The sequence below is a fragment of the Delftia deserti genome (assembly GCF_042653485.1).
Lineage (GTDB): Bacteria > Pseudomonadota > Gammaproteobacteria > Burkholderiales > Burkholderiaceae_C > Comamonas > Comamonas acidovorans.
In genome coordinates, this window is the sequence record NZ_JBHSIH010000001.1 from 1,198,817 (window position 1) to 1,218,270 (window position 19,454).

The 19,454-nt window shown below is 64.3% G+C and carries 35 protein-coding genes; 24 read left to right on the forward strand and 11 right to left on the reverse strand.

Going from position 1 to position 19,454, the window contains the following annotated elements; translation table 11 throughout:
• Positions 1-2: 2 nt before the first annotated feature.
• The 10 genes from ACFPFG_RS05685 to ACFPFG_RS05730 all read right to left on the reverse strand — a co-directional run bounded on the left by ACFPFG_RS05685 (position 3) and on the right by ACFPFG_RS05730 (position 3,572).
• The gene (locus ACFPFG_RS05685; RefSeq protein WP_088164602.1) at positions 3-230 is read right to left on the reverse strand and encodes a LexA family protein; all 228 of its coding nucleotides are present in this window, start codon (positions 228-230) and stop codon (positions 3-5) included.
• Entirely contained in the window at positions 227-433 is a 207-nt protein-coding gene (locus tag ACFPFG_RS05690) for a hypothetical protein (protein WP_380105515.1), read from the reverse strand. The genes ACFPFG_RS05685 and ACFPFG_RS05690 overlap by 4 nt, the downstream gene beginning before the upstream one ends.
• Positions 424-795, reverse strand: a complete 372-nt coding sequence (locus ACFPFG_RS05695; protein WP_380105517.1) for a hypothetical protein — start codon at positions 793-795, stop codon at positions 424-426. Before ACFPFG_RS05695 ends, ACFPFG_RS05690 begins: the two co-directional genes overlap by 10 nt.
• A gap of 14 nt (positions 796-809) precedes the next feature.
• Positions 810-1,013 carry a hypothetical protein gene (locus ACFPFG_RS05700; RefSeq protein ID WP_380105518.1) on the reverse strand — a complete coding sequence of 68 codons (204 nt, stop codon included), beginning with the start codon at positions 1,011-1,013 and terminating at the stop codon, positions 810-812.
• Positions 1,010-1,678, reverse strand: coding sequence for a DUF6475 domain-containing protein (locus ACFPFG_RS05705; protein WP_312374955.1), 669 nt, complete (start codon positions 1,676-1,678; stop codon positions 1,010-1,012). The genes ACFPFG_RS05700 and ACFPFG_RS05705 overlap by 4 nt, the downstream gene beginning before the upstream one ends.
• Positions 1,665-2,537, reverse strand: a complete 873-nt coding sequence (locus ACFPFG_RS05710; protein WP_312374952.1) for a hypothetical protein — start codon at positions 2,535-2,537, stop codon at positions 1,665-1,667. Before ACFPFG_RS05710 ends, ACFPFG_RS05705 begins: the two co-directional genes overlap by 14 nt.
• The gene (locus ACFPFG_RS05715; RefSeq protein ID WP_380105521.1) at positions 2,534-2,683 is read right to left on the reverse strand and encodes a hypothetical protein; all 150 of its coding nucleotides are present in this window, start codon (positions 2,681-2,683) and stop codon (positions 2,534-2,536) included. The genes ACFPFG_RS05710 and ACFPFG_RS05715 overlap by 4 nt, the downstream gene beginning before the upstream one ends.
• Positions 2,676-2,960: a hypothetical protein gene (locus tag ACFPFG_RS05720; protein WP_380105522.1), complete on the reverse strand. Its 285-nt coding sequence runs from the start codon at positions 2,958-2,960 to the stop codon at positions 2,676-2,678. The genes ACFPFG_RS05715 and ACFPFG_RS05720 overlap by 8 nt, the downstream gene beginning before the upstream one ends.
• Positions 2,961-3,088: 128 nt before the next feature.
• On the reverse strand, positions 3,089-3,406 hold the full coding sequence (locus tag ACFPFG_RS05725; protein WP_380104902.1) for a hypothetical protein: 318 nt from the start codon (positions 3,404-3,406) through the stop codon (positions 3,089-3,091).
• The gene (locus tag ACFPFG_RS05730) at positions 3,399-3,572 is read right to left on the reverse strand and encodes a hypothetical protein (RefSeq protein ID WP_380104904.1); all 174 of its coding nucleotides are present in this window, start codon (positions 3,570-3,572) and stop codon (positions 3,399-3,401) included. Before ACFPFG_RS05730 ends, ACFPFG_RS05725 begins: the two co-directional genes overlap by 8 nt.
• A 53-nt stretch (positions 3,573-3,625) precedes the next feature.
• Between ACFPFG_RS05730 and ACFPFG_RS05735 the strand changes: the two genes are divergently transcribed.
• Both ACFPFG_RS05735 and ACFPFG_RS05740 read left to right on the forward strand, forming a co-directional pair.
• A complete protein-coding gene (locus tag ACFPFG_RS05735; protein WP_380105524.1) occupies positions 3,626-4,222 on the forward strand; it encodes a helix-turn-helix domain-containing protein in 597 nt (198 codons plus the stop codon).
• A 143-nt stretch (positions 4,223-4,365) separates the two neighbouring features.
• On the forward strand, positions 4,366-4,716 hold the full coding sequence (locus ACFPFG_RS05740; protein WP_374623839.1) for a hypothetical protein: 351 nt from the start codon (positions 4,366-4,368) through the stop codon (positions 4,714-4,716).
• A 408-nt stretch (positions 4,717-5,124) separates the two neighbouring features.
• Here ACFPFG_RS05740 and ACFPFG_RS05745 read toward each other — a convergent pair whose 3' ends face one another.
• Positions 5,125-5,628 (reverse strand): hypothetical protein, encoded by a 504-nt coding sequence (locus ACFPFG_RS05745; protein ID WP_380105526.1) that lies wholly within the window; start codon positions 5,626-5,628, stop codon positions 5,125-5,127.
• 525 nt (positions 5,629-6,153) lie between these two features.
• Between ACFPFG_RS05745 and ACFPFG_RS05750 the strand changes: the two genes are divergently transcribed.
• The 22 genes from ACFPFG_RS05750 (at position 6,154) to ACFPFG_RS05855 (ending at position 19,446) form a co-directional block, all read left to right on the forward strand.
• Positions 6,154-6,300: a hypothetical protein gene (locus ACFPFG_RS05750; protein WP_170962013.1), complete on the forward strand. Its 147-nt coding sequence runs from the start codon at positions 6,154-6,156 to the stop codon at positions 6,298-6,300.
• Positions 6,301-6,399: 99 nt separating this feature from the next.
• Complete coding sequence (locus tag ACFPFG_RS05755) at positions 6,400-6,750, forward strand: hypothetical protein (protein ID WP_312374915.1); 351 nt, start codon at positions 6,400-6,402, stop codon at positions 6,748-6,750.
• A gap of 5 nt (positions 6,751-6,755) precedes the next feature.
• Positions 6,756-7,040: an Arc family DNA-binding protein gene (locus ACFPFG_RS05760; protein ID WP_380105529.1), complete on the forward strand. Its 285-nt coding sequence runs from the start codon at positions 6,756-6,758 to the stop codon at positions 7,038-7,040.
• Between the two features lie 425 nt (positions 7,041-7,465).
• Positions 7,466-7,771 carry a hypothetical protein gene (locus tag ACFPFG_RS05765; RefSeq protein ID WP_380105530.1) on the forward strand — a complete coding sequence of 102 codons (306 nt, stop codon included), beginning with the start codon at positions 7,466-7,468 and terminating at the stop codon, positions 7,769-7,771.
• Positions 7,768-8,151, forward strand: a complete 384-nt coding sequence (locus tag ACFPFG_RS05770) for a hypothetical protein (RefSeq protein ID WP_380105532.1) — start codon at positions 7,768-7,770, stop codon at positions 8,149-8,151. Before ACFPFG_RS05765 ends, ACFPFG_RS05770 begins: the two co-directional genes overlap by 4 nt.
• Positions 8,141-8,338: a hypothetical protein gene (locus ACFPFG_RS05775; protein WP_380105534.1), complete on the forward strand. Its 198-nt coding sequence runs from the start codon at positions 8,141-8,143 to the stop codon at positions 8,336-8,338. The genes ACFPFG_RS05770 and ACFPFG_RS05775 overlap by 11 nt, the downstream gene beginning before the upstream one ends.
• Positions 8,339-8,352: 14 nt before the next feature.
• The gene (locus tag ACFPFG_RS05780) at positions 8,353-9,414 is read left to right on the forward strand and encodes a hypothetical protein (protein WP_380105536.1); all 1,062 of its coding nucleotides are present in this window, start codon (positions 8,353-8,355) and stop codon (positions 9,412-9,414) included.
• A gap of 67 nt (positions 9,415-9,481) precedes the next feature.
• Complete coding sequence (locus ACFPFG_RS05785) at positions 9,482-9,787, forward strand: hypothetical protein (protein ID WP_380105538.1); 306 nt, start codon at positions 9,482-9,484, stop codon at positions 9,785-9,787.
• Positions 9,784-9,945, forward strand: a complete 162-nt coding sequence (locus ACFPFG_RS05790; protein WP_380105540.1) for a hypothetical protein — start codon at positions 9,784-9,786, stop codon at positions 9,943-9,945. Before ACFPFG_RS05785 ends, ACFPFG_RS05790 begins: the two co-directional genes overlap by 4 nt.
• 100 nt (positions 9,946-10,045) lie before the next feature.
• The gene (locus tag ACFPFG_RS05795) at positions 10,046-11,113 is read left to right on the forward strand and encodes a coiled-coil domain-containing protein (protein ID WP_380105542.1); all 1,068 of its coding nucleotides are present in this window, start codon (positions 10,046-10,048) and stop codon (positions 11,111-11,113) included.
• Between the two features lie 30 nt (positions 11,114-11,143).
• Positions 11,144-11,893 carry an ERF family protein gene (locus ACFPFG_RS05800; RefSeq protein WP_380105544.1) on the forward strand — a complete coding sequence of 250 codons (750 nt, stop codon included), beginning with the start codon at positions 11,144-11,146 and terminating at the stop codon, positions 11,891-11,893.
• Positions 11,890-12,510 carry a lambda exonuclease family protein gene (locus ACFPFG_RS05805; protein WP_380105546.1) on the forward strand — a complete coding sequence of 207 codons (621 nt, stop codon included), beginning with the start codon at positions 11,890-11,892 and terminating at the stop codon, positions 12,508-12,510. The genes ACFPFG_RS05800 and ACFPFG_RS05805 overlap by 4 nt, the downstream gene beginning before the upstream one ends.
• 8 nt (positions 12,511-12,518) lie before the next feature.
• Positions 12,519-13,007, forward strand: a complete 489-nt coding sequence (locus ACFPFG_RS05810; protein WP_380105548.1) for a single-stranded DNA-binding protein — start codon at positions 12,519-12,521, stop codon at positions 13,005-13,007.
• Complete coding sequence (locus ACFPFG_RS05815) at positions 13,004-13,228, forward strand: hypothetical protein (protein ID WP_380105550.1); 225 nt, start codon at positions 13,004-13,006, stop codon at positions 13,226-13,228. Before ACFPFG_RS05810 ends, ACFPFG_RS05815 begins: the two co-directional genes overlap by 4 nt.
• 116 nt (positions 13,229-13,344) lie before the next feature.
• Positions 13,345-13,977 carry a 3'-5' exonuclease gene (locus ACFPFG_RS05820; protein ID WP_380105551.1) on the forward strand — a complete coding sequence of 211 codons (633 nt, stop codon included), beginning with the start codon at positions 13,345-13,347 and terminating at the stop codon, positions 13,975-13,977.
• Positions 13,978-14,010: 33 nt separating this feature from the next.
• Positions 14,011-14,709, forward strand: coding sequence for a hypothetical protein (locus tag ACFPFG_RS05825; protein WP_312374880.1), 699 nt, complete (start codon positions 14,011-14,013; stop codon positions 14,707-14,709).
• A 52-nt stretch (positions 14,710-14,761) separates the two neighbouring features.
• Positions 14,762-15,046 carry an H-NS histone family protein gene (locus tag ACFPFG_RS05830; protein ID WP_312374878.1) on the forward strand — a complete coding sequence of 95 codons (285 nt, stop codon included), beginning with the start codon at positions 14,762-14,764 and terminating at the stop codon, positions 15,044-15,046.
• Between the two features lie 109 nt (positions 15,047-15,155).
• On the forward strand, positions 15,156-16,385 hold the full coding sequence (locus tag ACFPFG_RS05835; RefSeq protein ID WP_312374877.1) for a DNA-methyltransferase: 1,230 nt from the start codon (positions 15,156-15,158) through the stop codon (positions 16,383-16,385).
• A 160-nt stretch (positions 16,386-16,545) separates the two neighbouring features.
• Positions 16,546-17,148 (forward strand): hypothetical protein, encoded by a 603-nt coding sequence (locus ACFPFG_RS05840; RefSeq protein ID WP_380105554.1) that lies wholly within the window; start codon positions 16,546-16,548, stop codon positions 17,146-17,148.
• Positions 17,145-18,806: a hypothetical protein gene (locus ACFPFG_RS05845; RefSeq protein WP_380105556.1), complete on the forward strand. Its 1,662-nt coding sequence runs from the start codon at positions 17,145-17,147 to the stop codon at positions 18,804-18,806. Before ACFPFG_RS05840 ends, ACFPFG_RS05845 begins: the two co-directional genes overlap by 4 nt.
• The gene (locus tag ACFPFG_RS05850) at positions 18,803-19,030 is read left to right on the forward strand and encodes a hypothetical protein (RefSeq protein ID WP_380105558.1); all 228 of its coding nucleotides are present in this window, start codon (positions 18,803-18,805) and stop codon (positions 19,028-19,030) included. The genes ACFPFG_RS05845 and ACFPFG_RS05850 overlap by 4 nt, the downstream gene beginning before the upstream one ends.
• Before the next feature lie 2 nt (positions 19,031-19,032).
• Positions 19,033-19,446: a hypothetical protein gene (locus tag ACFPFG_RS05855; RefSeq protein ID WP_380105560.1), complete on the forward strand. Its 414-nt coding sequence runs from the start codon at positions 19,033-19,035 to the stop codon at positions 19,444-19,446.
• Positions 19,447-19,454: the final 8 nt, after the last annotated feature.

Genomic DNA, 19,454 nt, shown 5'->3' on the forward strand with positions numbered 1-19,454 from the left:
TTTCACTCGGTGGCGTTGGGGGTGGCGCGGACGAAGCGCAGCTTTCCGCAGGCATTGGTCTCAACCAGGCCGTGCCCGCGCAGCGAGTTGATGTGTTCCTGTGCGGCGTTGGCCGAGGCCCAGCCGAAGTGCTTGGCGATGACGCACGCCGGCGGCAGCTGGTCGTTCTCGGCGAGGAACTCGCGCATGAAGGCCAGCACCTGCAGGCTGCGTTCGGACGGCGCCCTCATGCAGCACCACGCGACAGGGCGAAGTGGAAGACTCCGAACTTGTCCGGGCCACGGCCTTCGGGCCGGGCTCGGCCGGCACGCACGGCGGCCTCGGCTTCGATCTGGTCGACGGAAATCTGCTGGCCCTGGCGCACGGCGTAGAAGCCGAAGCCCTCGCGGTAGCGCAGAGCGGCGCCGTTCTTGAGCATCTGGATCAGGCCCATGGCTGCTCCTCGACGTCCAGCTCGTCCTCGCCGGCATTGGCGCGGCTCAGGAAGTACGCCAGGGCGGCGTCGGGTGTGGCCGAGTACTGCACCAGCTCGGCCAGCAGCTGCACGGTGGCCTGCTTGCTGCCCACGGGAAAGCGGATGGTGCAGGTGCGCTGCTGGATGAACTCGTAGACGGTGAGCACATCGACGGCCAGATCCTTGCTCTCCAGCACACGGATCGCGAAGCGGATGCAATGGCCCAGCTCGGTCTCCATGTGGGCGCAGTGCAGCGCGTCCATCACGGGGCCGGATGTGGCGTTGGCCAGGAGCACGGCGCCCAGGGCGCGCAGCTCGGGACTGTGAATGGGGATGATCATCTCGGTGGGTCCTCTCAAAATTGCTCGTTTGCGTCCCGACCCAGCGCCTCGCGGGCGAAGCGCAGGCGGATCGCGGAGACCTTCCGGCCGCGCTGTGCTTCGGCCAAGATGTCGCGCGCCCACTGCTTCGGGTCGCGCGCCGCGCTGGCGGACAGCGCTTCGCGCAGGTTCTGCAACATGGCGACGTGGCGGCCGCTGGGGTTCGGGGTGTTGCTCATGCCACTGCCTGTGGCCTTCCTGCGGGCAGCAGGCCGGCGGGAGCGGCCTCGATGGCCTCCAGCGGCTGGTAGCTGATCGCCGTCTTGCCTGCCGCGTTGCCCTGCAGGTACACGCGCTTGGCGCGGGCGGCATCGCCCACCAGCGCAGGCGCCGGCAGGCGCAGGCCGTGCTTCTCGTACTCGCTGTCGGGGCTGCGGTCGCCCATGAGCCGGCGCGGGAACTCGAACTGGCCACGGCCGGTGTAGGCCCGGTGCGACTCGGTGAAGCGGTGCTGCAGGTAGGACAGCTCCTTGAGGTCCATCCGGCAGACCTTGGGCCAGCCGCCCAGGTCCTCGATCACGGCATGGATTGCCGGGTCATCGAACACGACGTCGGTGTACGCGCCGACGGAGCTCATGGCCTCGTGCACCTTGCCCCACGCCAACGCGGCACGGTCGGTCGCAGTGCCCTGCAGGATGCGCGCCAGGTCGGCCACCTTCGGGGCGAATTGGCCGCGTTCCGGGTCGGTGCAGTGCCGCTGCATGGCAGTGCGGATCTGCTCCAGGTCGAAGCCCTGGCAAGCGTTCCACCACAGGTCCAGCACGAAGCGGCTGGCGTCCTGGCGGTAGTACGCCAGCACGTCGGTGACGAGTTTCCCGAAGGCCGGGCGATCAGGCTCCTGCATGGTCATCTCCTCCGGCCGCCCAGGCGTCGGCCACGTTGCGGTTGCGGGTCTCCAGCGCCTCCTGGCGGTTGGGCTGGCGGCGTTCGCCGGCAGTGCCCTGGCACGCGGCTTTGAGGTACGAAACGGGGTCGGCTGGGCGAGTCACCACGGCGGCGCGGACGGCCTCCACCACCACGGCGTCGCCGTAGTCCTTGACCAGCTTTCCGACGAAGGAGCCGCACTGCGCAGCAGGCATTCCGGCCTGTGCCAGCAGCGACTTGCCGGCCTTCCACAGCTCATCCCGGGCCATGTCGCCTGGCGAGGTGGCGGCTTGTCCGCCCGTTCCGTCAGGAACGGAATTAAGAGAAGTTGAAGAAGAAGATGAAGAAGAAGGGGGGGGTTCTTCGAAGCCTGGAAGGGGGGTATTTCCGTTTCCAGTAAGGGGGGTTTCAGAACCCCCCTTCGGTTTAGCAGGACGCCCCCCCTTCTTCCCATGGGAAGCCCCCTTCGCGCCGTGCTCAGCGCCACTCTTCCCGCCGCCAGCACGGGCGTTTCGGGTGACCTCGTCCTGCACCATGCGCTTGGAGAACAACGCCCCTTCCTCAGTCCGGCGGGCCACTCCAGCGTCCAGCAGTTCGGAGACCAGGCCCTCGCATTCCTTCACGGAAAGGCCAACCTGGCGTCCCAGCTGCGCGGTGTTCATGGGGCGGCCGTTGACCATCAGGTGGCCGTATGGCTCGCATTCGTGTGCGATGCACATGGCGTTGATCCACAGGCCCTGGGCGGCCATGGAGCACGACTGCAGCTCGACATCCTTGCGCCAGTCCGCCGGGTAGAACTGGAACGCCGGACGCTTGGTTTTCTCGGTGGCTTCAGTCACTGCGAACGCCCTTCATAGGCGGCAGCGAAGACCTGGCCAGCGGGCGATTCCACGGGCCAAGGGCATGCCTGTTCAATGGGCTGGCCAGCGGCGCGCGCGGCAGCCGCCAGGGCCTTGATGCGGTCGAGGCTGACGACTTCAGACATTGCCGCCCTCCCCGCCCTGCTCCGATTCCTGCAGCAACGGATTGATAGGCGCCAGGGCTACGGTCATAGTTGCCCTATGCCATTGCTCAGAAGCCCACGCCTCCAGGATCTCGTTGATGACCATGTTCCGGCTCGCGCTCGCGTCGGTGTGGCGGATGCGGTGGTTCACCTCGGCGTCAATGACGTCCATCGTGAATTTGCGGACCGTGGCGCGCAGGTCCGTGCGGTCCAGTTCAGGGTTGCGACTGCGCGCGAAGGCAGGCTGCTGTTGGTTCATTTCTCGGTCCTGGCTGTGGTGGTGGAGGACTGCGAAGCGGACGAATGGGACGTCAGCCGCAGGGAGCTGGATGCGTTGCTGTATGGGCTGGCGCGGCGGCGGGCGTAGCGGGATGGCACAGCTGTCCCCTACGCCTGCGGCTTGCGGGCATAGACCGATCCGAGGGAGAACAGGCAGGCCGCCTCCTCCTTGGTCAGGCGCAGCTCGGCCGCGCCCACCTCGATTACGAGACGGTCGTCAAGGTCGGTTATGGAGACGGCACGCGAGAGGCGCGTAAGGCCAGCGCTGCGAACCAGCTCGGCCGCCGTGTCGGCGCGGGCCTTCTCGATCGCGCCCAGCGAGGCCTGCTCGCGGCACTCCTGCTCTTCGGTGCGCGCCTCGACCGTGACGCCGTCGGCCGTGACGAAGGACTCGCCAGGGCGCAGGGTGATCGTGCGGCTATGCATGGCTCAACCCCTTGATTGCGGCCTGGTGCGCCGTCAGCGTCTGCATGGCAGCGTAGAAGTCCTGGCTGGCCTTTTTCTGGGCCAGCTCACTGCGGTGGAGACGTGCGCTGTGCAGGCGCTGCTGGTGCAGCAGCGGGCCCGGCCTCTTGGCGGTGCGGCTACGCATGGCCGGGCTCCTGGGCGGGGGTCGGCGCGGCAAAGATCTCTGGACGCACCGCCTTGAGAAAAAGCAACCGGGGCTTGGGGATGGTCCGTGGCGCGCCAGTTGCTGGATCGACGCCAAACCACTGGGACACAGCCTGCGGGGAGCACTCGCAGAGCTTTGCCACTTCGGATGTGCCGCCCAAGGCGGCGATGATCTGTTCAGAGTTCATAGCCGAGATTAAAGCATGCTTTCAAAGCAACAAGCAAGCATGCTTTCTCACCCATGGGCAACCGCCATGTAAGCTGACTTTTGTGACATACGGCGAACGACTCAACCAAGCCATCCAACTTGCGGGCTCATCCCGCGCAGCAGTTGCAGAAGCTGTTGGCGCATCGGTCCAGGCCATAGGACAGGTGATCCGTGGCGACACGGTTGCGCTCACTGCGGAAAACAGTGCGAGGGCAGCCGAGGCACTGCGCGTCGATCACTTCTGGCTTGCAACTGGAGAGGGTGAGCCACGCCCTAAATCAAAATTTCCTCTATCCGACGATTTGCTAAAAGAGCTTTCAAATCTGGATCAGACAGAAATAATAAGAGTTGAAAATAGTGTGAGGGGATTCCTTGGAATGCAACCCCTAGCAATTCCAATTCAGCACTCAAAGCAAGCCTAGGCTTTCTGCGAAGATTTATCAATTCACGCCTCGGCCAAGAGATGCGCAATAGCCACGGCAACTCCACCGGCAAATTCATGGCGTGGCGGACGGTGCGGCATTAGATCCAAAGCAATTCGAATCAGCGACTCTCTAAGCCAGCTATGGATGCAAAACCCAATAGAGCCACAACAAAGCCGCGCGTCTTTCGTTCACGCGCAAGGAAACAAGCCCAAGCACGCGCAATAGAAGAAAAGAATTTCCGCCAGGGTTTTGCCGAAACAAGCATTGACACCAACATGCGCGAGTTGGCCTTAATGTCTGACGAGGAACTAGCACACTGGCAGAGCCTTAGAGATATAGGGTCAGGGGCGCACATCCTTGCCGAAAAGGAATGGGAGCGCCGCCTGGCGGATAAATCTATTCGCGCGACGAGGAAGGCAATGTGGGTGACGGCGGCGAGCACTCTTGCTTCTGTTGTTGTTGGCTGGGCTCTTGGATTTTTTGGGAGGTAACCTGTTTCTGAATTTTTCCCATTGCGAAGGAAATAAGAAGCACAAACAGAAACCAACCAAACCACCAAGGGTCGAAATATTTCCAACACTCTGCATACCTTACCCTGCACCACAGTTGATCCAGTTTATCAAGAATATTATCTAGCATTATTCAAGTCCGAAGGGGTTAATATGGAAAGCCAAATTTGGTATCAGAAGAACATTGGCAAGACTGCCAACTCCCTGCCTCAATCCATGGAGATTCTGAAAGCATTTATGAACTATGCAGTTGTTCATGGCGATCAGACCGGCGCTGCAATATATTCATATTCAGACCTTGCTTCTAATTCCGTAACCATCTACTTCTCTCCGGAGGCTAGTCAGTTGGCGAACGCTTTTGAAGCAACTCCATGCGAGAAGCCGCAGGCATCATCTCGCCTTAGTCGCATCGCGGGTCATGACAAGGGCGGCGGCAGCCACTTTTAAAATTAAGACTGGAAGATAGGCTGCAGCAAAATTGACTGGAGAGAGTCCTTTCGGAATTCCCGAATGAATTCCATTGCGCCGTAGCGTTATGCGTCCACCTGGACCAATCAGCTCAAAAAGAACTGCATCCGGCGGCATCATCTCGCACACTACCTCATCGATTGCCTCAATCAGCCAGGCGGGCAGATTTTCGGCCTCTGCGTCTATTTCACGACGCACATCGCATTGCATCTGATCGACGGTGCCAATCAGTGACTCCAGCTGCACATTGCAGAGCCGCATGGACTCCAGGGCCTCTGGAGGCAGCACATTCGCAAGCAGCAAATCTTGCAGGCATCGCTCCTGGTCTCCTAGAGCGCCCTGGAGTTGCCCCTTCATCTTGGCCAGAAATACCGGACTGAGACGAGCCGAACTCTCGCTCGCTGCGACTTCCTTCTGATCTTCCATACATCCTCCTGAGCCCGCCCTGAGCGGGCTTTTTTGCGTCCACCTGCCAGGCGCCTGCTGCCGGCGTGCCTACGCCCGGTCTCTGCTGTGGATTCTCGTCTTTTTTCACCCGAGATGAAAGAATGCTTGCATCTAGATTCGAAAGCATGCTTTAATTCATCCCAACAGCCCACACAGCGCATCAGCGCCAGGGCAGTTCTGGGGAACGGTGATCGGACCAGCCCCTCCGCGGGTAGGCGCGGATTCAAAACCTGCCGGTGCGAAGGCTAGTAGCGCTCTGCCCCTGGATGGGATCAGGCAACGCGAACGAGATATGGCGCCGCATGTATGCCGGACTTGAGCCGGCAGCAGGCGAGCTACCACTGCACTGCGAACCAGCCCCTGGGTCAAGAAAACGGGGGTGAGGCATGGACTGGGATGCCAAGAAAAGAAAAGCCCAGATCAACGTCCACCCTGTACGTCAACAGGGTCCAAACCTCAGCGTCTTCCGAGAGGGTGCTGAGGTTTGATCACAAGGAGAAGCACATGCAAGTTCTGCTGCACACACGATTCGGAAACCTGTTGGGCTGGGCATATGAGGCCGGCGTGCCCGACAGCTACGGCAACTCGAATGAGCCTGTCGTGACCGATGGCGACGATGGCCCTTACTGCCACGTCTTTTTCCCCGCCTGAGCATCACCGCCCGCCCCGAGCGTCATCGGGGCAAACAAAAGAGGCTTCTCGATGCGGGAGGCCTTTTCTGTTTCCGCCACCACCACAGGAGAGACCACCGTGAACCAACGTGACCATTTCTACAGCGGCATTCGCCACGGCCAAGCAGCCCAGGCCTCGGACAGCGCACAGGCGCAATACGGCGCCGCCCAGGCTCAGCCCATCAGCCCGGTCGAAATGGCCGTGGGCCACATCGACGGCGGTATGCGCGAACTCGCTGCCGTCATCCAGCGCCTGACCCAGCGCCTCGGCCCCGTGCTTGCTCCGGCCTGCGACAGGGCGGAAGGTGCGGGCACAGCGCCTGTGCCAGCCGCACCGGCGCCACTGGTCAACCTCATCGAGGAACAGGCCGACCTGCTGCGCCTGCACTGCGCGAACCTCCAGGACCTGGAGCGGCGCCTCGCGCTGTGATGGGGATGGCCAGGACAACCACCGCGCCCACCGGGCAGATTGCCCCGCTCGGCCTGCGCATGCTGCCGCAGATGCGGGAGCGAATTGAACAGGCGGCGCGGGAAAGCGGCCGCAGCCTCAACGCCGAGATAGTCCACCGCCTGGCACAGACCCTGGGCGAGGACTTCGCCGCAGAGCAGCCGGCGCTGGCCCTGATGCGCGAGCAGACTGGCTACCTGCGAGAGCTGCGCGACATGGCGCGGGCGCAGGCCGAGCAATCCCGACAGAGCGCATTGACAGCGCTCGATTGATACACCCCTCGGCTTCGCGCCGAGGGCCATCACGCAGGCGCCCTTCCCCCAGGACGCCGCCGCGATGGAGCTGGAGCCATTTGGCAAATCAACCTAGGAGTGGGTTCTGACCCGGCTCCATCGACCTTCACCCGTGTAGCACAAGGAGTGCACCGGCTTCTTAAGCCGGATGCGCGGCCCCGACGGGGGCTCGGATCGATACCCGCCACGGGCACCAGTTTTCAGCCGCGCGCGCACCGGAGATGGATGCAAGCGATTTGCGCGCAATACGCGGCTCCTTTTTCCAGCCGGGTCCTGGGGGACTATCTCCTCCCTCCCCTTCCGACTCCCCAGGCGTGCCCATCCGGGCGCCGGCTTTTTTCATTGGCCCGCAGCTTCACCGCTCCGGGCCTTTTTCATTGGCCTGCGGGCCGCAAGGAGGCTTCATGCAAGACAAGCACACCCCGGGGCCATGGGAGGCGACTGGAAACTTTGTTCGTTCCCCCATGCATCAGCCAGAAGGTTTGCCGCGTGGCGTGCAAATTGTCGAGTGTCGGGATGGCTATTTTCTGCCGCACACGGAAGAAGCAAAGGCCAACGCCCGCCTGATCGCCGCCGCGCCGGACATGCTCGCCGCCCTGCGCGATGTCGTGGCTGTTATGGAACGCGACCTCGCTGGCCTGGTGGTGATTCGCCCTGAGCTGACGGCAGCCCGCGCCGCCATCGCCAAGGCCACCGGGAGCACGCAATGAACGCCCGCCCCCAATGCCTTGCCTCCATCGCCGAGGCAGCCCACGCCAAGCGCCTGGGCGACGACGAGTCCGCCAGTGACTTCTGGTCGGCCCAGGCAGCGCGCCAGATCCGCGACACCCTGGTGCCGGCCCGTGCCGACGACTGGTTCGCCTGCAACGTTCCCGGCCCGGAATACCGCTGGTCGGCAGACGAGATCCTGGCCACGGCGCTGGACAGCGATCACACCCCGGTGCGCACCGCGTTCTCGGAGCTGATGGCCAGCCCGGCCGCGTACCCGCTGCTGCGCGTGCTGATCGACTTCTGGCTGGAGTCGCGCGGCGAGGCCATCGCGGCCGCGCTGGAGCGCCAGGCCCAGCAGGAGGCCCGCAATGCAGGTTGACCCCGCCCGCGCTGCGGCGAACCCGGCCATTGCCGAGTACCTGATCGGCGAGCAGCAGGCCGAGATCGCCCGGCTGCTCGCCTTGGTGGCCAGCCTCACACCCGCCGAGCCGCTGGCACCCGATGCCCTGCGCGCCGCGCTCGCCCAACAACCCCAGGCGCTGGAGTTCAGCGCTGACGCTATCTGATTTTGGAGATACCCATGAAGAACCCTGAAGTTGCAGAACTGCGCGAGGCCTTGAGGCAGTTGCTCACGGACATGTTCATAGCCCAAGGAAATATGCGCGATGCTGCGAAGCGCGATCCGGCATGGGAGGGCTGTGCAGAAGCAATACAGCCTCGCGTGGATGCAGCAAGGGCGGCTCTCGAAAAGTATCCCGAGGCATCGGCAATATCGGAGGGGGACGTAGAAACAGTTTCACTCCCGGCAAAAGAGTGGAACGCAATGGCATTTTGGCTGGGGCGCTGCGAGGACAAAGGACATCTTGAGCGCTGTTCTGACCTTATGGAGCCCTGGGAGGAATTGCAGGCGGCCATCTTGGCAATGGACTCCAGGCGCTCCAGCACTGCGCCGATGCAATCTGAGGAGATGACGATGGAATCTAGAACAGCTTCTTTGGACGGCTGCACCGACCCGTACAACTGTCGTCGCTGCTCCGCTCCTGTCCATGCAAGAGATGGCCTGCACCACGCTGGAATCCCATTCCGTAGCTCCGATATTCCTGAAAACATTCGATATAAGCAGGTGGCGGGGTCTGGCAACTGCATGCAGTGTTCTATGGCTTTCATGCTGGGCCTGCGCATCGACCAGGTGCCGGATTTCGCGGCCAGCGGCAGCCCACAGCAGTGCTGGGAGCTGTTCGAGTCGTTCGCCGCGTCTCAGGGCTACAGCGCAGTGATGATCCCAGGCAACCGCTCATTTGAGGCCGACTACCTTGTGTCCGGCACTTCCCCGCGCGGTACGCCACACATGGTCGTGATGAATGACGGGCGCCTGGTGCATGACCCCCACCCATCGAACGCTGGCCTGAGTGACGTGCAGTGCGTATGGCTCCTGGCGCGCCGATCTTTGGCCGCAGAAAACGCCGAAGCGAAGGTAGCCAGACCGAATTTTGGTGGCAGGCCATACCCAGAAATTGGCGAGCTGGTGCAAGACCTCAACAACTGCATCAACGAATACGTGGGCCAGATCCCGCTCGCGGCCGCCATCGGCGCGCTACGCATCGTTGAGCACGGTCTGCTGCAACCCGAGGAGTCCCCATGACCCCGCCCATCCAACTCCCCCAGAACCCGCACCTCCCGGCGGGTTTCGCTTTTCAGGAGCCACCGCAATGCAACGAGTGACCCCTTCCGAGCCCTTCAACCCCGATCCCGACGCCCGCTACCTGCGCGAGTGCTCGCGGCCCGGCCCGGTGCATGAGCCAGACGCCGATGGCGTGCCCGGCGGCTGGCTGCTCGCTGTGCTGGTTGTGCTCGTTGCGCTGGCCACAGTCGGCTGCAGCCAGGCCGAAGCCCAGGAGCCCCAGCCCACGGCGCAGGAGCAGCGCATTGCGCGCGGCGCGGCCCGGGCATGCGAGGGCCTCACCCCCGTCTGGCAAGACAACGGCTCACACACCTGCCTCAAGGAGCGCCCGTGATCAATCTGGCCGAACTCACCGACACAGAGAAAGTCCCGCTCCTTCTCGAATGGCTTGAAGAAGCCGCACAGAAGCTGGACAGGGCCTGGCCCGCCGGCGGCAACCGCTACCTGAAATTCGTCAGGGAAATGCGCGGCGAACCTCTGGACCCCGAATGAACGCCCTACTCCACCTCTTCCTCTGGCTCGGCCTGAGCGCCACGTGCGCTGGCCTGGCCGCCCTCACTTCAGGCGCCTTCTGAGCGCAACCGAGATCAATATGAGCACAAATACAGACTTGGCACTGCTGCCGCCCAAAGAAACCGCCCTGCAGGTCTACAGCGCCCCGTCAGGGCTTGATCCGTACATTGAGCTGATCCGCAAGGAGGCTTTGAGCCACGCTCCTGACACGTCAACGAAGAAAGGCCGCGATCACATCGCAAGCATTGCATTCAAGGTGCGCAAGTCCAAAACGGCGCTGGACGGCCTGGGCAAACAGCTGGTCGATGACATGAAGGAAGTCCCCAAGAAGATCGACGCCGAGCGCAAACGTATGCGGGACGCGCTGGACAGCTTGGCGGATGAGGTTCGCCGGCCGCTGACCGAGTGGGAAGAAGCGGAAGAGGCTCGGCAGCAAAAGCACCGTCTAGCGATTGAGCTTATGCAGCAGGTGGTCCAGGGCGCCGAGAACCTGACCTCCGGGACTCTGCGGGAGCAAATCGCGGCCTTGAATGTCAAGGTAATTGATGCGGCCTTCGAGGAATACGAGGCAGAGGCACATCGCGCGAAGGCCAAGGCGCTGGAGAGCCTGTCTGCTGCGCTGGAGACGCGCGAGAAGTATGAGGCGGAGCAGGCTGAACTGGCCCGACTGCGCGCCGAGGCTGCCGCCCGCGAGCAGAAGGAGCGCGAAGAACGCATCGCCCGCGAGGCCGCAGAGCGCGCCCAGCGTGAGGCCGAGTCCCGCGCCCAGGCAGAGCGCGAAGCGGTGATCCGGCGCGAGGCTGAAGCAAAGGCCGCAGCCGACAAGCGCGAACTGGAGCTGAAGCTGTCGGCAGAGCGTGCCGAGCGCGAAAAGGCAGAAGCCGTGCAACGCGAGCAGCAGGCCAAGGCGGACGCCGAGCGCCGCGCTGCCGAGGCCGTAGCAGCTGAGCAGCGACGCGTCGCCCAGCAGCAGGCCGCAGAAGCCGCCGAGGCAAAGCGCCGCGAAGCCGACAAGGCCCACAAGACTGCCGTCAACCGCGCCGCGCTGGCCGCTTTCGTTGCCGGCGGCATGACCGAGGAATGCGCGAAACAGGCCATCACGCTGATCGCAAAGAAGGCCATCCCGGCCGTCTCCATCACCTACTGAGAAATCGATATGCAAACAGCAACTGAAGAAATGACGCTCGTCGATGTGCCGGTGCAGCAGCAGGCATTGCCGGCGGTCCAGCAGGGCGGAATGCTGGCCGCCAACTCGCCCGCCGGCGTGTGGCTGGCCGCTCGCGCTCAGGGCATCAGCACCGACGAGATCGGCAAGATGATGGACCTGCATGACCGCTGGGAGCAGCGCGAGGCTGAGAAGGCCTACAACGTGGCGTTCGCCGCGTTCAAGGCAGAGGCCGTTCGCATCGTGAAGGGCCGCAAGGTCACCGATGGCCCGCTGCGTGGCAAGGAGTACGCCGAGCTGCACGACGTTGTGGATGCGGTCACGCCGGCCCTGTCCAAGCACGGGCTCAGCACCTCATGGAAGCTGACGCGCGACGAGAAGGACTGGCTGGAGGTCACTTGCACCCTGAAGCACGTGGGCGGCCACAGCGAGACGGTCAGCATGGGCGGCCCGCCGGACGCTGGCGGCGCAAAGAACCAGCTCCAGGCCAGGGCCAGCACGAAGTCCTATCTGGAGCGCTACACGCTCAAGGCCATATGCGGCGTGGCCGAGGGTGGCGACGACACGGACGGCAACGAGAAGCCGGCCGCTGTGCCACTCGAAATCCTGGCGCCAGCGCGCGAGGCCGCAATGAACGGCTGGGCAGCACTGAGCGCGCACATCAAGTCTCTCTCGCCGGAAGCGCGCGCCGCACTGGAGCCGGAGAGCTACGCCCTGAAGAAGGCAGCCAAGGACGCTGACGCGAAAGGAAGGACAGCATGATCCATCACGACCATGAACAAGGCAGCGAGGCTTGGTTGGCGGCTCGCAAGGGCTGCATCACCGGCTCACGCTTCAAGGACTGCCGGGACAAGCTGAAAGGAGGCCAGCCCTCCAAGGCCTGCGTGGCTTATGCGATGGACACCGCACGCGAGCGGGTCGGCGGCCGCGCCCCAGCGAAGTTCCAGAACGCCGCGATGCGCACCGGCACTGAGCAGGAACCGCTGGCGCGCCAAGCATATGAGCGCCGCACCGGCAATCTGGTGGAGGAAGTGGGGTTCTTCACCACGGAAGACGGCCTCTATGGGCTCAGCCCTGACGGCCTGATCGATGACGACGGCGTGCTGGAGATCAAGACCATGGTCAGCAGCGACACCCTCTTTTCGGCCGTCGCTGATGGCGATGTTTCCGCCTACATGGACCAGTGCCTTGGCTATCTCTGGCTGCTGGGCCGCCAGTGGGTGGATCTCGTGCTCTGGGCTCCCGACCTCGGCCACATGACCATCAAGCGCATCACGCGTGACGAGGACGCGATAGAGAAACTGGAGACCGACCTGATGGCTTTCGCTCGTCTCGTCCAGAACTACGAAAAGACTCTGCGCGCCGCTCTGGCCGCATAAGGAACCACATGCCCAAGCAAATCGGAAACTATCGCGTCGGCCGCGACGCAGAGCTGCGCACTCTTCAAGACGGTACGCCTGTCGCCAACATCTCGCTGGCCTACAACTACGGCAAGGCCGGCCAGGACGGCAAGCGCCCCACTCAGTGGATCGACGCCACCATGTGGGGCCAGCGCGCCGAGAAGCTGGCACCCTTCCTGCTCAAAGGCTCCTTGCACTGCTTCACGCTGGACGAGATGCATATCCAGATGTTCAGCCGCCAGGACGGGACGCAGGGCCACAAGCTCGTGGCGCGCGTGCTGGATGTTGAGCTGGGCAGCCGGCCGGAGGGCCAAGCAGCCGCCCCGGCACAGGCGCCACGCGAAGCTGCAGCGCCTGCCCCGCGCGCCGCCCCGGCGCCCGCGCCGCGCGCCTCGTCCGGCTTCGACGACATGGACGACGACATCCCCTACATCGACCCCATGCGCCGCAGCCTGGGGCTGTGGCTGGCGATGTGACCGTCGGCACCGTGACGTCCTCCGAGTTCGCCGCTCGGCTGGCTGGCCTCATCACGGGCCTGCCCATCGGCACCGATGTGCTGACGCATGAGCAGGCCGCCAGCGCTTTCTACCGGGTCTCCCTGGGTGCCGAGAAGCTGGCGCGCGAGTACGCCGCCCTGGCCCTGGGCCAACCCACTCCTGTTTCCATCGCCACCCTCAAGGAACACCATGGCCTTTGAAATCGGCACGCTCACCGCGCCAGCCTGATCCCGGGCTCTGCCCGCCGCCCTGATGCCCGCCTTCGTGCGGGCATTGCTTTTTTTCTCAACGGCCGCCCGGCCATGAAAGCCCGCTCATGAACCCCGCCCTCTTCTTCGACACGGAAACCACTGGCCTGCCGCTCTTCAAGGAGCCCAGCGAACACCCCGACCAGCCCCACCTGGTGCAGCTGGCCGCCAGCCTGGTGGACCTCGACACCCGCACGGTGCTTTCCAGCATCGATGTCATCGTCAAGCCGGACGGCTGGACCATCCCCGACGACGTGGCCAAGATCCACGGCATCACCACCGAGAAGGCGCTGGACCTGGGCGTGCCCGAGGATGTGGCCGTGAGCATGCTGCTGTCGATGTGGGGTGGTCGCATGCGCGTGGGGCACAACGAGAGCTTCGATGCCCGCATCCTGCGCATCGCCATCAAGCGTCACATCGATGCGCGCGAGCCGGCTGCTGCCCTGCCCCAATCCGACATCTGGAAGGCCGGCCCCAGCGCATGCACGGCGCTGCTGACCACGCCGCTCTGCAAGCTGCCGCCCACCGAAAAGATGCGCGCCGCCGGCATAGGCAAGTTCAAGACGCCGAAGCTGGCCGAGGCCTACCACCACTTCTTCGGCCACAACTTCGAGGGCGCACACACCGCTGGTGCTGACGTCGCCGCCTGCATCGCTGTCTATTTCGCTGTCCAGGACCTGAAGACGGCCAAGGCAGCCTGAACCCTGTTTCCACCACCACCACAAAGGAAAACCATGGCCTTCGAATTGGCTGAATCCACGGCCGTCACCGTCACAAACGCCAACCCGCGCCGAGAGCTGCACGGCGATGAGAAGGTGCGCGCAATCGATATCTCGTTCCAGCTGACCGGGGAGAACATTCTTCTGGACCTGCTGGAGCCCGGCCTGCGCGAGCACCACTACTTCAACAAGGCGGTGAAGGACGGTCAGGTCGCACTACCGGGCGTGCTTATCCCGTTGCCGAACCTGCGCCACCCCCTGCTGCCCACCAGCTTCGAATACGCGCGCAAGCAGCGGTGGCGCGGCTACCGCTTCATCTGGGACTGGGGCATTGAAGGCGCGCGCGTGGACTTCTCGGACGCAGTGCTGACCGGCCTGCACTACGACCTGTTCGAGGGTGGCAGCGTCACCATCAAGGGCAAGGTCCAGTACAACGGCGACGAGTTGCTGGATAACGACCTCTTCGGCGAGCTGTCCGGCCTGGCAGCCGAGGGCGAGATCTACATCAAGCTGCTGGCCCCGGCCGAACTGTTGCAGGCCAAGAAGGGCTACCGCGCCGGCAGGCCAGACACGCCCGCCAGCCAGCCGGACAACGAGGACCAGCAGGAGCTGCAGGTGGATGGCGAGGACGAGCCGCCGACCGACCCGAACCACCCTGTGAACCAGACGCCCGAAGACGCCTTCGCGGCGGCCGTGACCGGCGAACCAGCCTGAACCATCCACTGAACCACCCACGGCGCCCGCGCGGCGCCTGAAAGCACCATCTATGACCGAAATGCAGACCCTGCTGGCCCAGAAGGCCACCCTCGACGCCCAGATCGCCCAGGCCCAGGCCGAAGCCAAGGCACAAGCCGTCGCCCAGGCCCGCGCGCTGATCGCAGAGCACGGCCTGACCGCTGCCGATGTCTTCCCCGCCGCGAAGGCCAAGGGCAGCGTGGGCGCCCCGAAGTACCGCGACCCCGCCACCGGCGCCACCTGGACCGGCCGGGGCAAGCCTCCGAACTGGATCAATGGCAAGGACCGCGCGCCGTTCCTGATCGCCACCGCCTGAACGAGGCATGAGCGAAGGGGCCGCGCGGCTCCTTCCCTGATTTCTCCCCTCCCCCTTCCAAAGCCTGCCCGGGTAATGCCGCCAGGCTTTTTTCGTTTCTGGAGCCCCGATGCAATACCAATTGGAGCACGGCGACTGCCTGGAAGTGCTGCGCACGCTCGCAGACAGCAGCGTCGACGCCATCGTCACCGATCCGCCCTACGGCCTCTCATTCATGGGCAAGCGCTGGGACTACGACGTGCCTGACGTGGAAGTCTGGACAGAGTGCCTGCGCGTGCTCAAGCCGGGCGGCCACCTCCTGGCATTCGCTGGCACCCGCACCCAGCACCGCATGGCAGTCCGCATCGAAGACGCTGGATTCGAGATCCGGGACATGATCGCGTGGGTTTACGGCAGCGGCTTCCCGAAGTCTCACAACGGCCCGTGGGGTGGCACTGCGCTGAAGCCCGCACTTGAGCCCATCAGTGTGGCGCGAAAACCTCTGGCCGGCACCGTGGCGGCCAATGTATCGGCGCATGGCACGGGAGGGCTGAATATTGATGGGTGCCGTGTCGGCATGAGCGCAGAAGACGCCGCGTACATCGGCGAGCGCATAGTCGGATTCAACGCCACCAAGAGCATTGGCGGCAACGGAGCGTACAGCGGAGGCGAGACAATGGACCGAGCCGCGTCCTACGACGCCACCAAAGGCCGCTGGCCAGCCAACCTGATCCACGATGGCAGCAAAGAGGTGTTGGCGGGGTTTCCGCAAAGCACCAGCGGCGCAATGAAGTCAAGCACCCAACGCGCAGCTCAGGACGAGCCCGGCAGCGTCTGCTATGGAACGCTCGGTGGCGCGGTGAGCAGCGTAGACGTGCCGGCCAGCTCCGGTAGCGCTGCCCGCTTCTTCTACTGCGCCAAGGCCAGCCGCGCCGACCGCAATGCAGGCCTTGCCAGCGGCTCCAATCCGGCAGTCGGTACCGGCGCCACCATGCGCGAGCGCGAGGATGCCGACTGGCCGGCGCGCAACGGCAACCACCACCCCACGGTGAAGCCGACGGACCTGATGGCCTACCTGTGCAGGCTGGTGACGCCGCCGGGCGGCCTGGTGCTGGACCCCTTCATGGGCTCGGGCAGCACCGGCAAAGCCTGCATGCGCGAGGGATTCCGCTTCCTGGGCATCGAGCGCGAGGCCGAGTACTTGGCCATCGCCCGCGCACGCATCGAGCACGAGGCGCGCCGGCACGGAGCACTGGCAGCCGAACCACTGCCGCCAGAAACCATCGCGGCAGCGCCAGCGCCGCCCGAGCGCCACGCGCCACGACCCGAACCAGAGCCCGCACAACGCGGGCTTTTTTGATCCCCTCCCCCGAAGCCACCCGGCCCCGTGCCGCGAGTGGCTTTTCTCATTGCCCCATGACCCCGACCCCACCCCCGGCCTGCCAGCAGTTGCTGCAGCGCGCAGGCCACGTCATCCAAACCACTGCAGCGCATTGGCGGCTGCTCAACAAGGAAGCCTCATGACAGCAACGAAGCAACAGCCCGAAATGATCCTGGCCAGCTCCCCCGAAGCCGCAAGCATTCAGACCGTCACCGGCTGGGTTTCGCGCGGCGGTAGGTTCTGGGGCAACGACGAGCACATGGCGCGCTACTGTGGATCGACCCACAGGCTTTGCGAAGCCAACCCCGAGCACGGCCCGGTCGAAAACCGCTCCTACTGCGAGGCGTGCCACGCTGAAAAGAACGAGACCAAGTGGCAGGCCATGCCGAAGGCGCCTCTTTCTGAGGAGCTGTTGCCGCTGTGCGTCTTCGACAGCGATCGCTACTTCTTCGACCTCGATGACCTGAGCGACTGGCTGGAGGAGCACGAACTAAATCCAGCAGACGTTCGCCTCGTGCAATGCAAGCCAGTGCACGCGCAGCCCATCGACCCCAATGAGCACTTCATGGACGACCTGCCAGAAGACGGCGAGGTCCCGGATGAGCTGCGCGAGGCATTCGATGTCCTGAACGCAGTGATTGCGACGTGCAAGCCGCTCTGCTGGCGGCCCGCAAACGAGCTGGGCGTCCTGCTCCCCGCCGACTTCCTCAACCCCGCCGACACCACGGAGCAAGCAGCATGACAGCAACAAAGATCCAGCCCGGCGACGACCTGCACCTGACGTCGCTGATGGCGCCCCACTCCCTGAACTTCGTCACCGGCGCAGACCGCGCAGCACTGCTGGCGTATGGCCGGGACGTGTTTGCCGCAGGCCTCGCCGGGGCAGCTCCTGCCGCTGTGGCGCCCCAGGGCGACAAGGATGATTCCCTACTGCTCTGCGCGTCCGACCTGCAGCACAGCGCTATCTACGACAGCCATTCTGAAATGCAGGATTGCGCGCGCTCCGTGGCAGATCGCATCAAAGCACTGGCAGCGCCCGCCCTGGAAGCGCCTCCCGCTGTGGCGCCTCAGGGCGAGGGTTGGCGCAAGCCCACGACCTACCTCCAGCGATTCGGTGACGCTATCGCTCTGCTGTGCCATGGACGGCGCCCTGACGACCTGGTGCTTTCGAGTTGGCTGGATGGCAGCAGCTTCGTTCTGCAGCAGTTCGCCATCGACAATGGCCCGGCCTGGGCTCAAGGGATCGGGCTGATCGATGCAGCCACCATCGCGGCAGATCAGCCGACCGAGGGCGTTGCGCACGAGATGCGCGCCGATCAGTCTTCGGCTGTTTCAGTGCCAACAGAAGGGCACAAACTGTGGGCGGTATTCCGGCAGCGCGAAGACGAGAACGATGGAAAAGAGTTCCTGCACTACGCCTTGTGGCACAAGGACACGATTCTGAGCACCGGGGAACGCTACGTCGAAGGCTACTTTGTTCCACTGAATCACGCCGCAGCGCCCGCCCTGGAAGCGCCTGCAGCCCCCGTCGGCTCGGCTCGCCAATTCATCGAATGGATGTACTCCCAGCCAGAGGACCGCGAGCCGACCACAGCAGAAGGCGCGCTGCTGGAATTTGAGGCTCACCTCGCGGCAGCAGCGCCCCAGGCACCTGCTGCGCCCACACCCATGGCTTGGCCCGTTGCGCGCGAGGAACTGCTGGACTGGGCAAGGTTTGCAGACACGGCCAAGGGATACAGCGACCTGCCCAACATTCGATACAGCATGGGGACCTTGGCAATGGTTTTGACCAACCTTGCATCCAAGGCCCCGATGGCAGCACCTGCTGCGCCCTGGAAGGACCACCAGACCGCGCGCCTGGTCAACGACCTGCGCGACTGCGCGATCAAGTACCACGGCGCCGGGCAACTGCGCGAGCGTATCGCACACATCGTTGTGCCACTGTGCGATCAGCTCAAGGGCGCTCTGGCAGCACCTGCTGCGCCCGCGTTGGGGCGCTCAGCCGCGCAGGCCGTGCAGGCTTTGCAGGAAATGTGGGATGACCTGCATAAGTCAGGCAGCCCTCGCGTTAACGCACGCGCAATGCGCTACTACAGCGATGCCTTGAGCACTGTAGAGAGCGCCCTTCTGGCAGCACCTGCTGCGCCTGCAGTGGATGCACTGGCGCCCGTGCAGGCCCTGCTGGACGTGCACGCCGCATTGCTGGATGCCAACCCCTACGCCTACTTCGAGCTGGCGTACACGCGGCAGACAGGCTGGATGGCGTGGATCACGGACAAGCCGATGTACGGCGCTCAGCTCATCAACCCCGACCGCAAGGTGCTGGCGCGCGGCCAGGGCGACACGGCCGCCGCAGCATGCGCAGCCGCAGCCCAGGCCAAGGAAGGCGGTGACCAATGAGCCGCAGCCTCGGACACAAGGCCCTGCACAAGAAGGTCCAGAAGGAGGGCGGCCTGGACGCCGAGGGCAGGAAGATGTTCGCAGACGGCCTGCCCTGTCCACCCGACAACGGCGATCACGGGAAAGACCACGCTCGCGCGAAAGGGTGGCGCCGTGCGGCCGCTGAAGCACGGCAGCCCAAGAACCGCAAGGCCGCAGCCCAGGCAGCAGCCAAGGGGACGTGAGCATGGGATACACCCTGAACCCGCGAAACAAGGCGGCAGGCGACTTCAACGCCGGCGGATTCTCGTGGCCGTGGATGTTGGATGCCGGCGTTGGCCTGCCCCTGGGCTATGGCAAGGCCTTCGTGCCTGGGCAGTACGTCGCGCGGAATCGCAAGGATGGACTGTGCGTTTCCACAAACGATGGCGCCCGGGTCTCGGCCTCCGAGGCGAAGCAGATGGCGCAGATCGCTCGCTGGGTGGCCGACCTGCAGGACAGCCTGTATGCCGAGTGGGAAAAGATGCCGGCCAGCGAACAGCAGCGCATGCGTGACGACCGCACCCGCCTTTACACCCTGCCCGTGCGCCGCGACTTCGTTGAGGAAACGCGCGCATTTGCTGACTGGGCCGAGAAGTCTGGAGGCTTCCGTGTCTGGTAACGAACCCG

Bases quoted from the DNA above. Each gene is read 5' to 3' on its own strand.
- ACFPFG_RS05685 (WP_088164602.1), bottom strand. From the start codon at position 230: ATGAGGGCGCCGTCCGAACGCAGCCTGCAGGTGCTGGCCTTCATGCGC.
- ACFPFG_RS05690 (WP_380105515.1), bottom strand. From the start codon at position 433: ATGGGCCTGATCCAGATGCTCAAGAACGGCGCCGCTCTGCGCTACCGC.
- ACFPFG_RS05695 (WP_380105517.1), bottom strand. From the start codon at position 795: ATGATCATCCCCATTCACAGTCCCGAGCTGCGCGCCCTGGGCGCCGTG.
- ACFPFG_RS05700 (WP_380105518.1), bottom strand. From the start codon at position 1,013: ATGAGCAACACCCCGAACCCCAGCGGCCGCCACGTCGCCATGTTGCAG.
- ACFPFG_RS05705 (WP_312374955.1), bottom strand. From the start codon at position 1,678: ATGCAGGAGCCTGATCGCCCGGCCTTCGGGAAACTCGTCACCGACGTG.
- ACFPFG_RS05715 (WP_380105521.1), bottom strand. From the start codon at position 2,683: ATGTCTGAAGTCGTCAGCCTCGACCGCATCAAGGCCCTGGCGGCTGCC.
- ACFPFG_RS05720 (WP_380105522.1), bottom strand. From the start codon at position 2,960: ATGAACCAACAGCAGCCTGCCTTCGCGCGCAGTCGCAACCCTGAACTG.
- ACFPFG_RS05725 (WP_380104902.1), bottom strand. From the start codon at position 3,406: ATGCATAGCCGCACGATCACCCTGCGCCCTGGCGAGTCCTTCGTCACG.
- ACFPFG_RS05730 (WP_380104904.1), bottom strand. From the start codon at position 3,572: ATGCGTAGCCGCACCGCCAAGAGGCCGGGCCCGCTGCTGCACCAGCAG.
- ACFPFG_RS05740 (WP_374623839.1), top strand. From the start codon at position 4,366: ATGGATGCAAAACCCAATAGAGCCACAACAAAGCCGCGCGTCTTTCGT.
- ACFPFG_RS05745 (WP_380105526.1), bottom strand. From the start codon at position 5,628: ATGGAAGATCAGAAGGAAGTCGCAGCGAGCGAGAGTTCGGCTCGTCTC.
- ACFPFG_RS05750 (WP_170962013.1), top strand. From the start codon at position 6,154: ATGCAAGTTCTGCTGCACACACGATTCGGAAACCTGTTGGGCTGGGCA.
- ACFPFG_RS05760 (WP_380105529.1), top strand. From the start codon at position 6,756: ATGGCCAGGACAACCACCGCGCCCACCGGGCAGATTGCCCCGCTCGGC.
- ACFPFG_RS05765 (WP_380105530.1), top strand. From the start codon at position 7,466: ATGCAAGACAAGCACACCCCGGGGCCATGGGAGGCGACTGGAAACTTT.
- ACFPFG_RS05770 (WP_380105532.1), top strand. From the start codon at position 7,768: ATGAACGCCCGCCCCCAATGCCTTGCCTCCATCGCCGAGGCAGCCCAC.
- ACFPFG_RS05775 (WP_380105534.1), top strand. From the start codon at position 8,141: ATGCAGGTTGACCCCGCCCGCGCTGCGGCGAACCCGGCCATTGCCGAG.
- ACFPFG_RS05780 (WP_380105536.1), top strand. From the start codon at position 8,353: ATGAAGAACCCTGAAGTTGCAGAACTGCGCGAGGCCTTGAGGCAGTTG.
- ACFPFG_RS05785 (WP_380105538.1), top strand. From the start codon at position 9,482: ATGCAACGAGTGACCCCTTCCGAGCCCTTCAACCCCGATCCCGACGCC.
- ACFPFG_RS05795 (WP_380105542.1), top strand. From the start codon at position 10,046: ATGAGCACAAATACAGACTTGGCACTGCTGCCGCCCAAAGAAACCGCC.
- ACFPFG_RS05800 (WP_380105544.1), top strand. From the start codon at position 11,144: ATGACGCTCGTCGATGTGCCGGTGCAGCAGCAGGCATTGCCGGCGGTC.
- ACFPFG_RS05805 (WP_380105546.1), top strand. From the start codon at position 11,890: ATGATCCATCACGACCATGAACAAGGCAGCGAGGCTTGGTTGGCGGCT.
- ACFPFG_RS05810 (WP_380105548.1), top strand. From the start codon at position 12,519: ATGCCCAAGCAAATCGGAAACTATCGCGTCGGCCGCGACGCAGAGCTG.
- ACFPFG_RS05820 (WP_380105551.1), top strand. From the start codon at position 13,345: ATGAACCCCGCCCTCTTCTTCGACACGGAAACCACTGGCCTGCCGCTC.
- ACFPFG_RS05825 (WP_312374880.1), top strand. From the start codon at position 14,011: ATGGCCTTCGAATTGGCTGAATCCACGGCCGTCACCGTCACAAACGCC.
- ACFPFG_RS05830 (WP_312374878.1), top strand. From the start codon at position 14,762: ATGACCGAAATGCAGACCCTGCTGGCCCAGAAGGCCACCCTCGACGCC.
- ACFPFG_RS05835 (WP_312374877.1), top strand. From the start codon at position 15,156: ATGCAATACCAATTGGAGCACGGCGACTGCCTGGAAGTGCTGCGCACG.
- ACFPFG_RS05840 (WP_380105554.1), top strand. From the start codon at position 16,546: ATGACAGCAACGAAGCAACAGCCCGAAATGATCCTGGCCAGCTCCCCC.
- ACFPFG_RS05845 (WP_380105556.1), top strand. From the start codon at position 17,145: ATGACAGCAACAAAGATCCAGCCCGGCGACGACCTGCACCTGACGTCG.
- ACFPFG_RS05850 (WP_380105558.1), top strand. From the start codon at position 18,803: ATGAGCCGCAGCCTCGGACACAAGGCCCTGCACAAGAAGGTCCAGAAG.
- ACFPFG_RS05855 (WP_380105560.1), top strand. From the start codon at position 19,033: ATGGGATACACCCTGAACCCGCGAAACAAGGCGGCAGGCGACTTCAAC.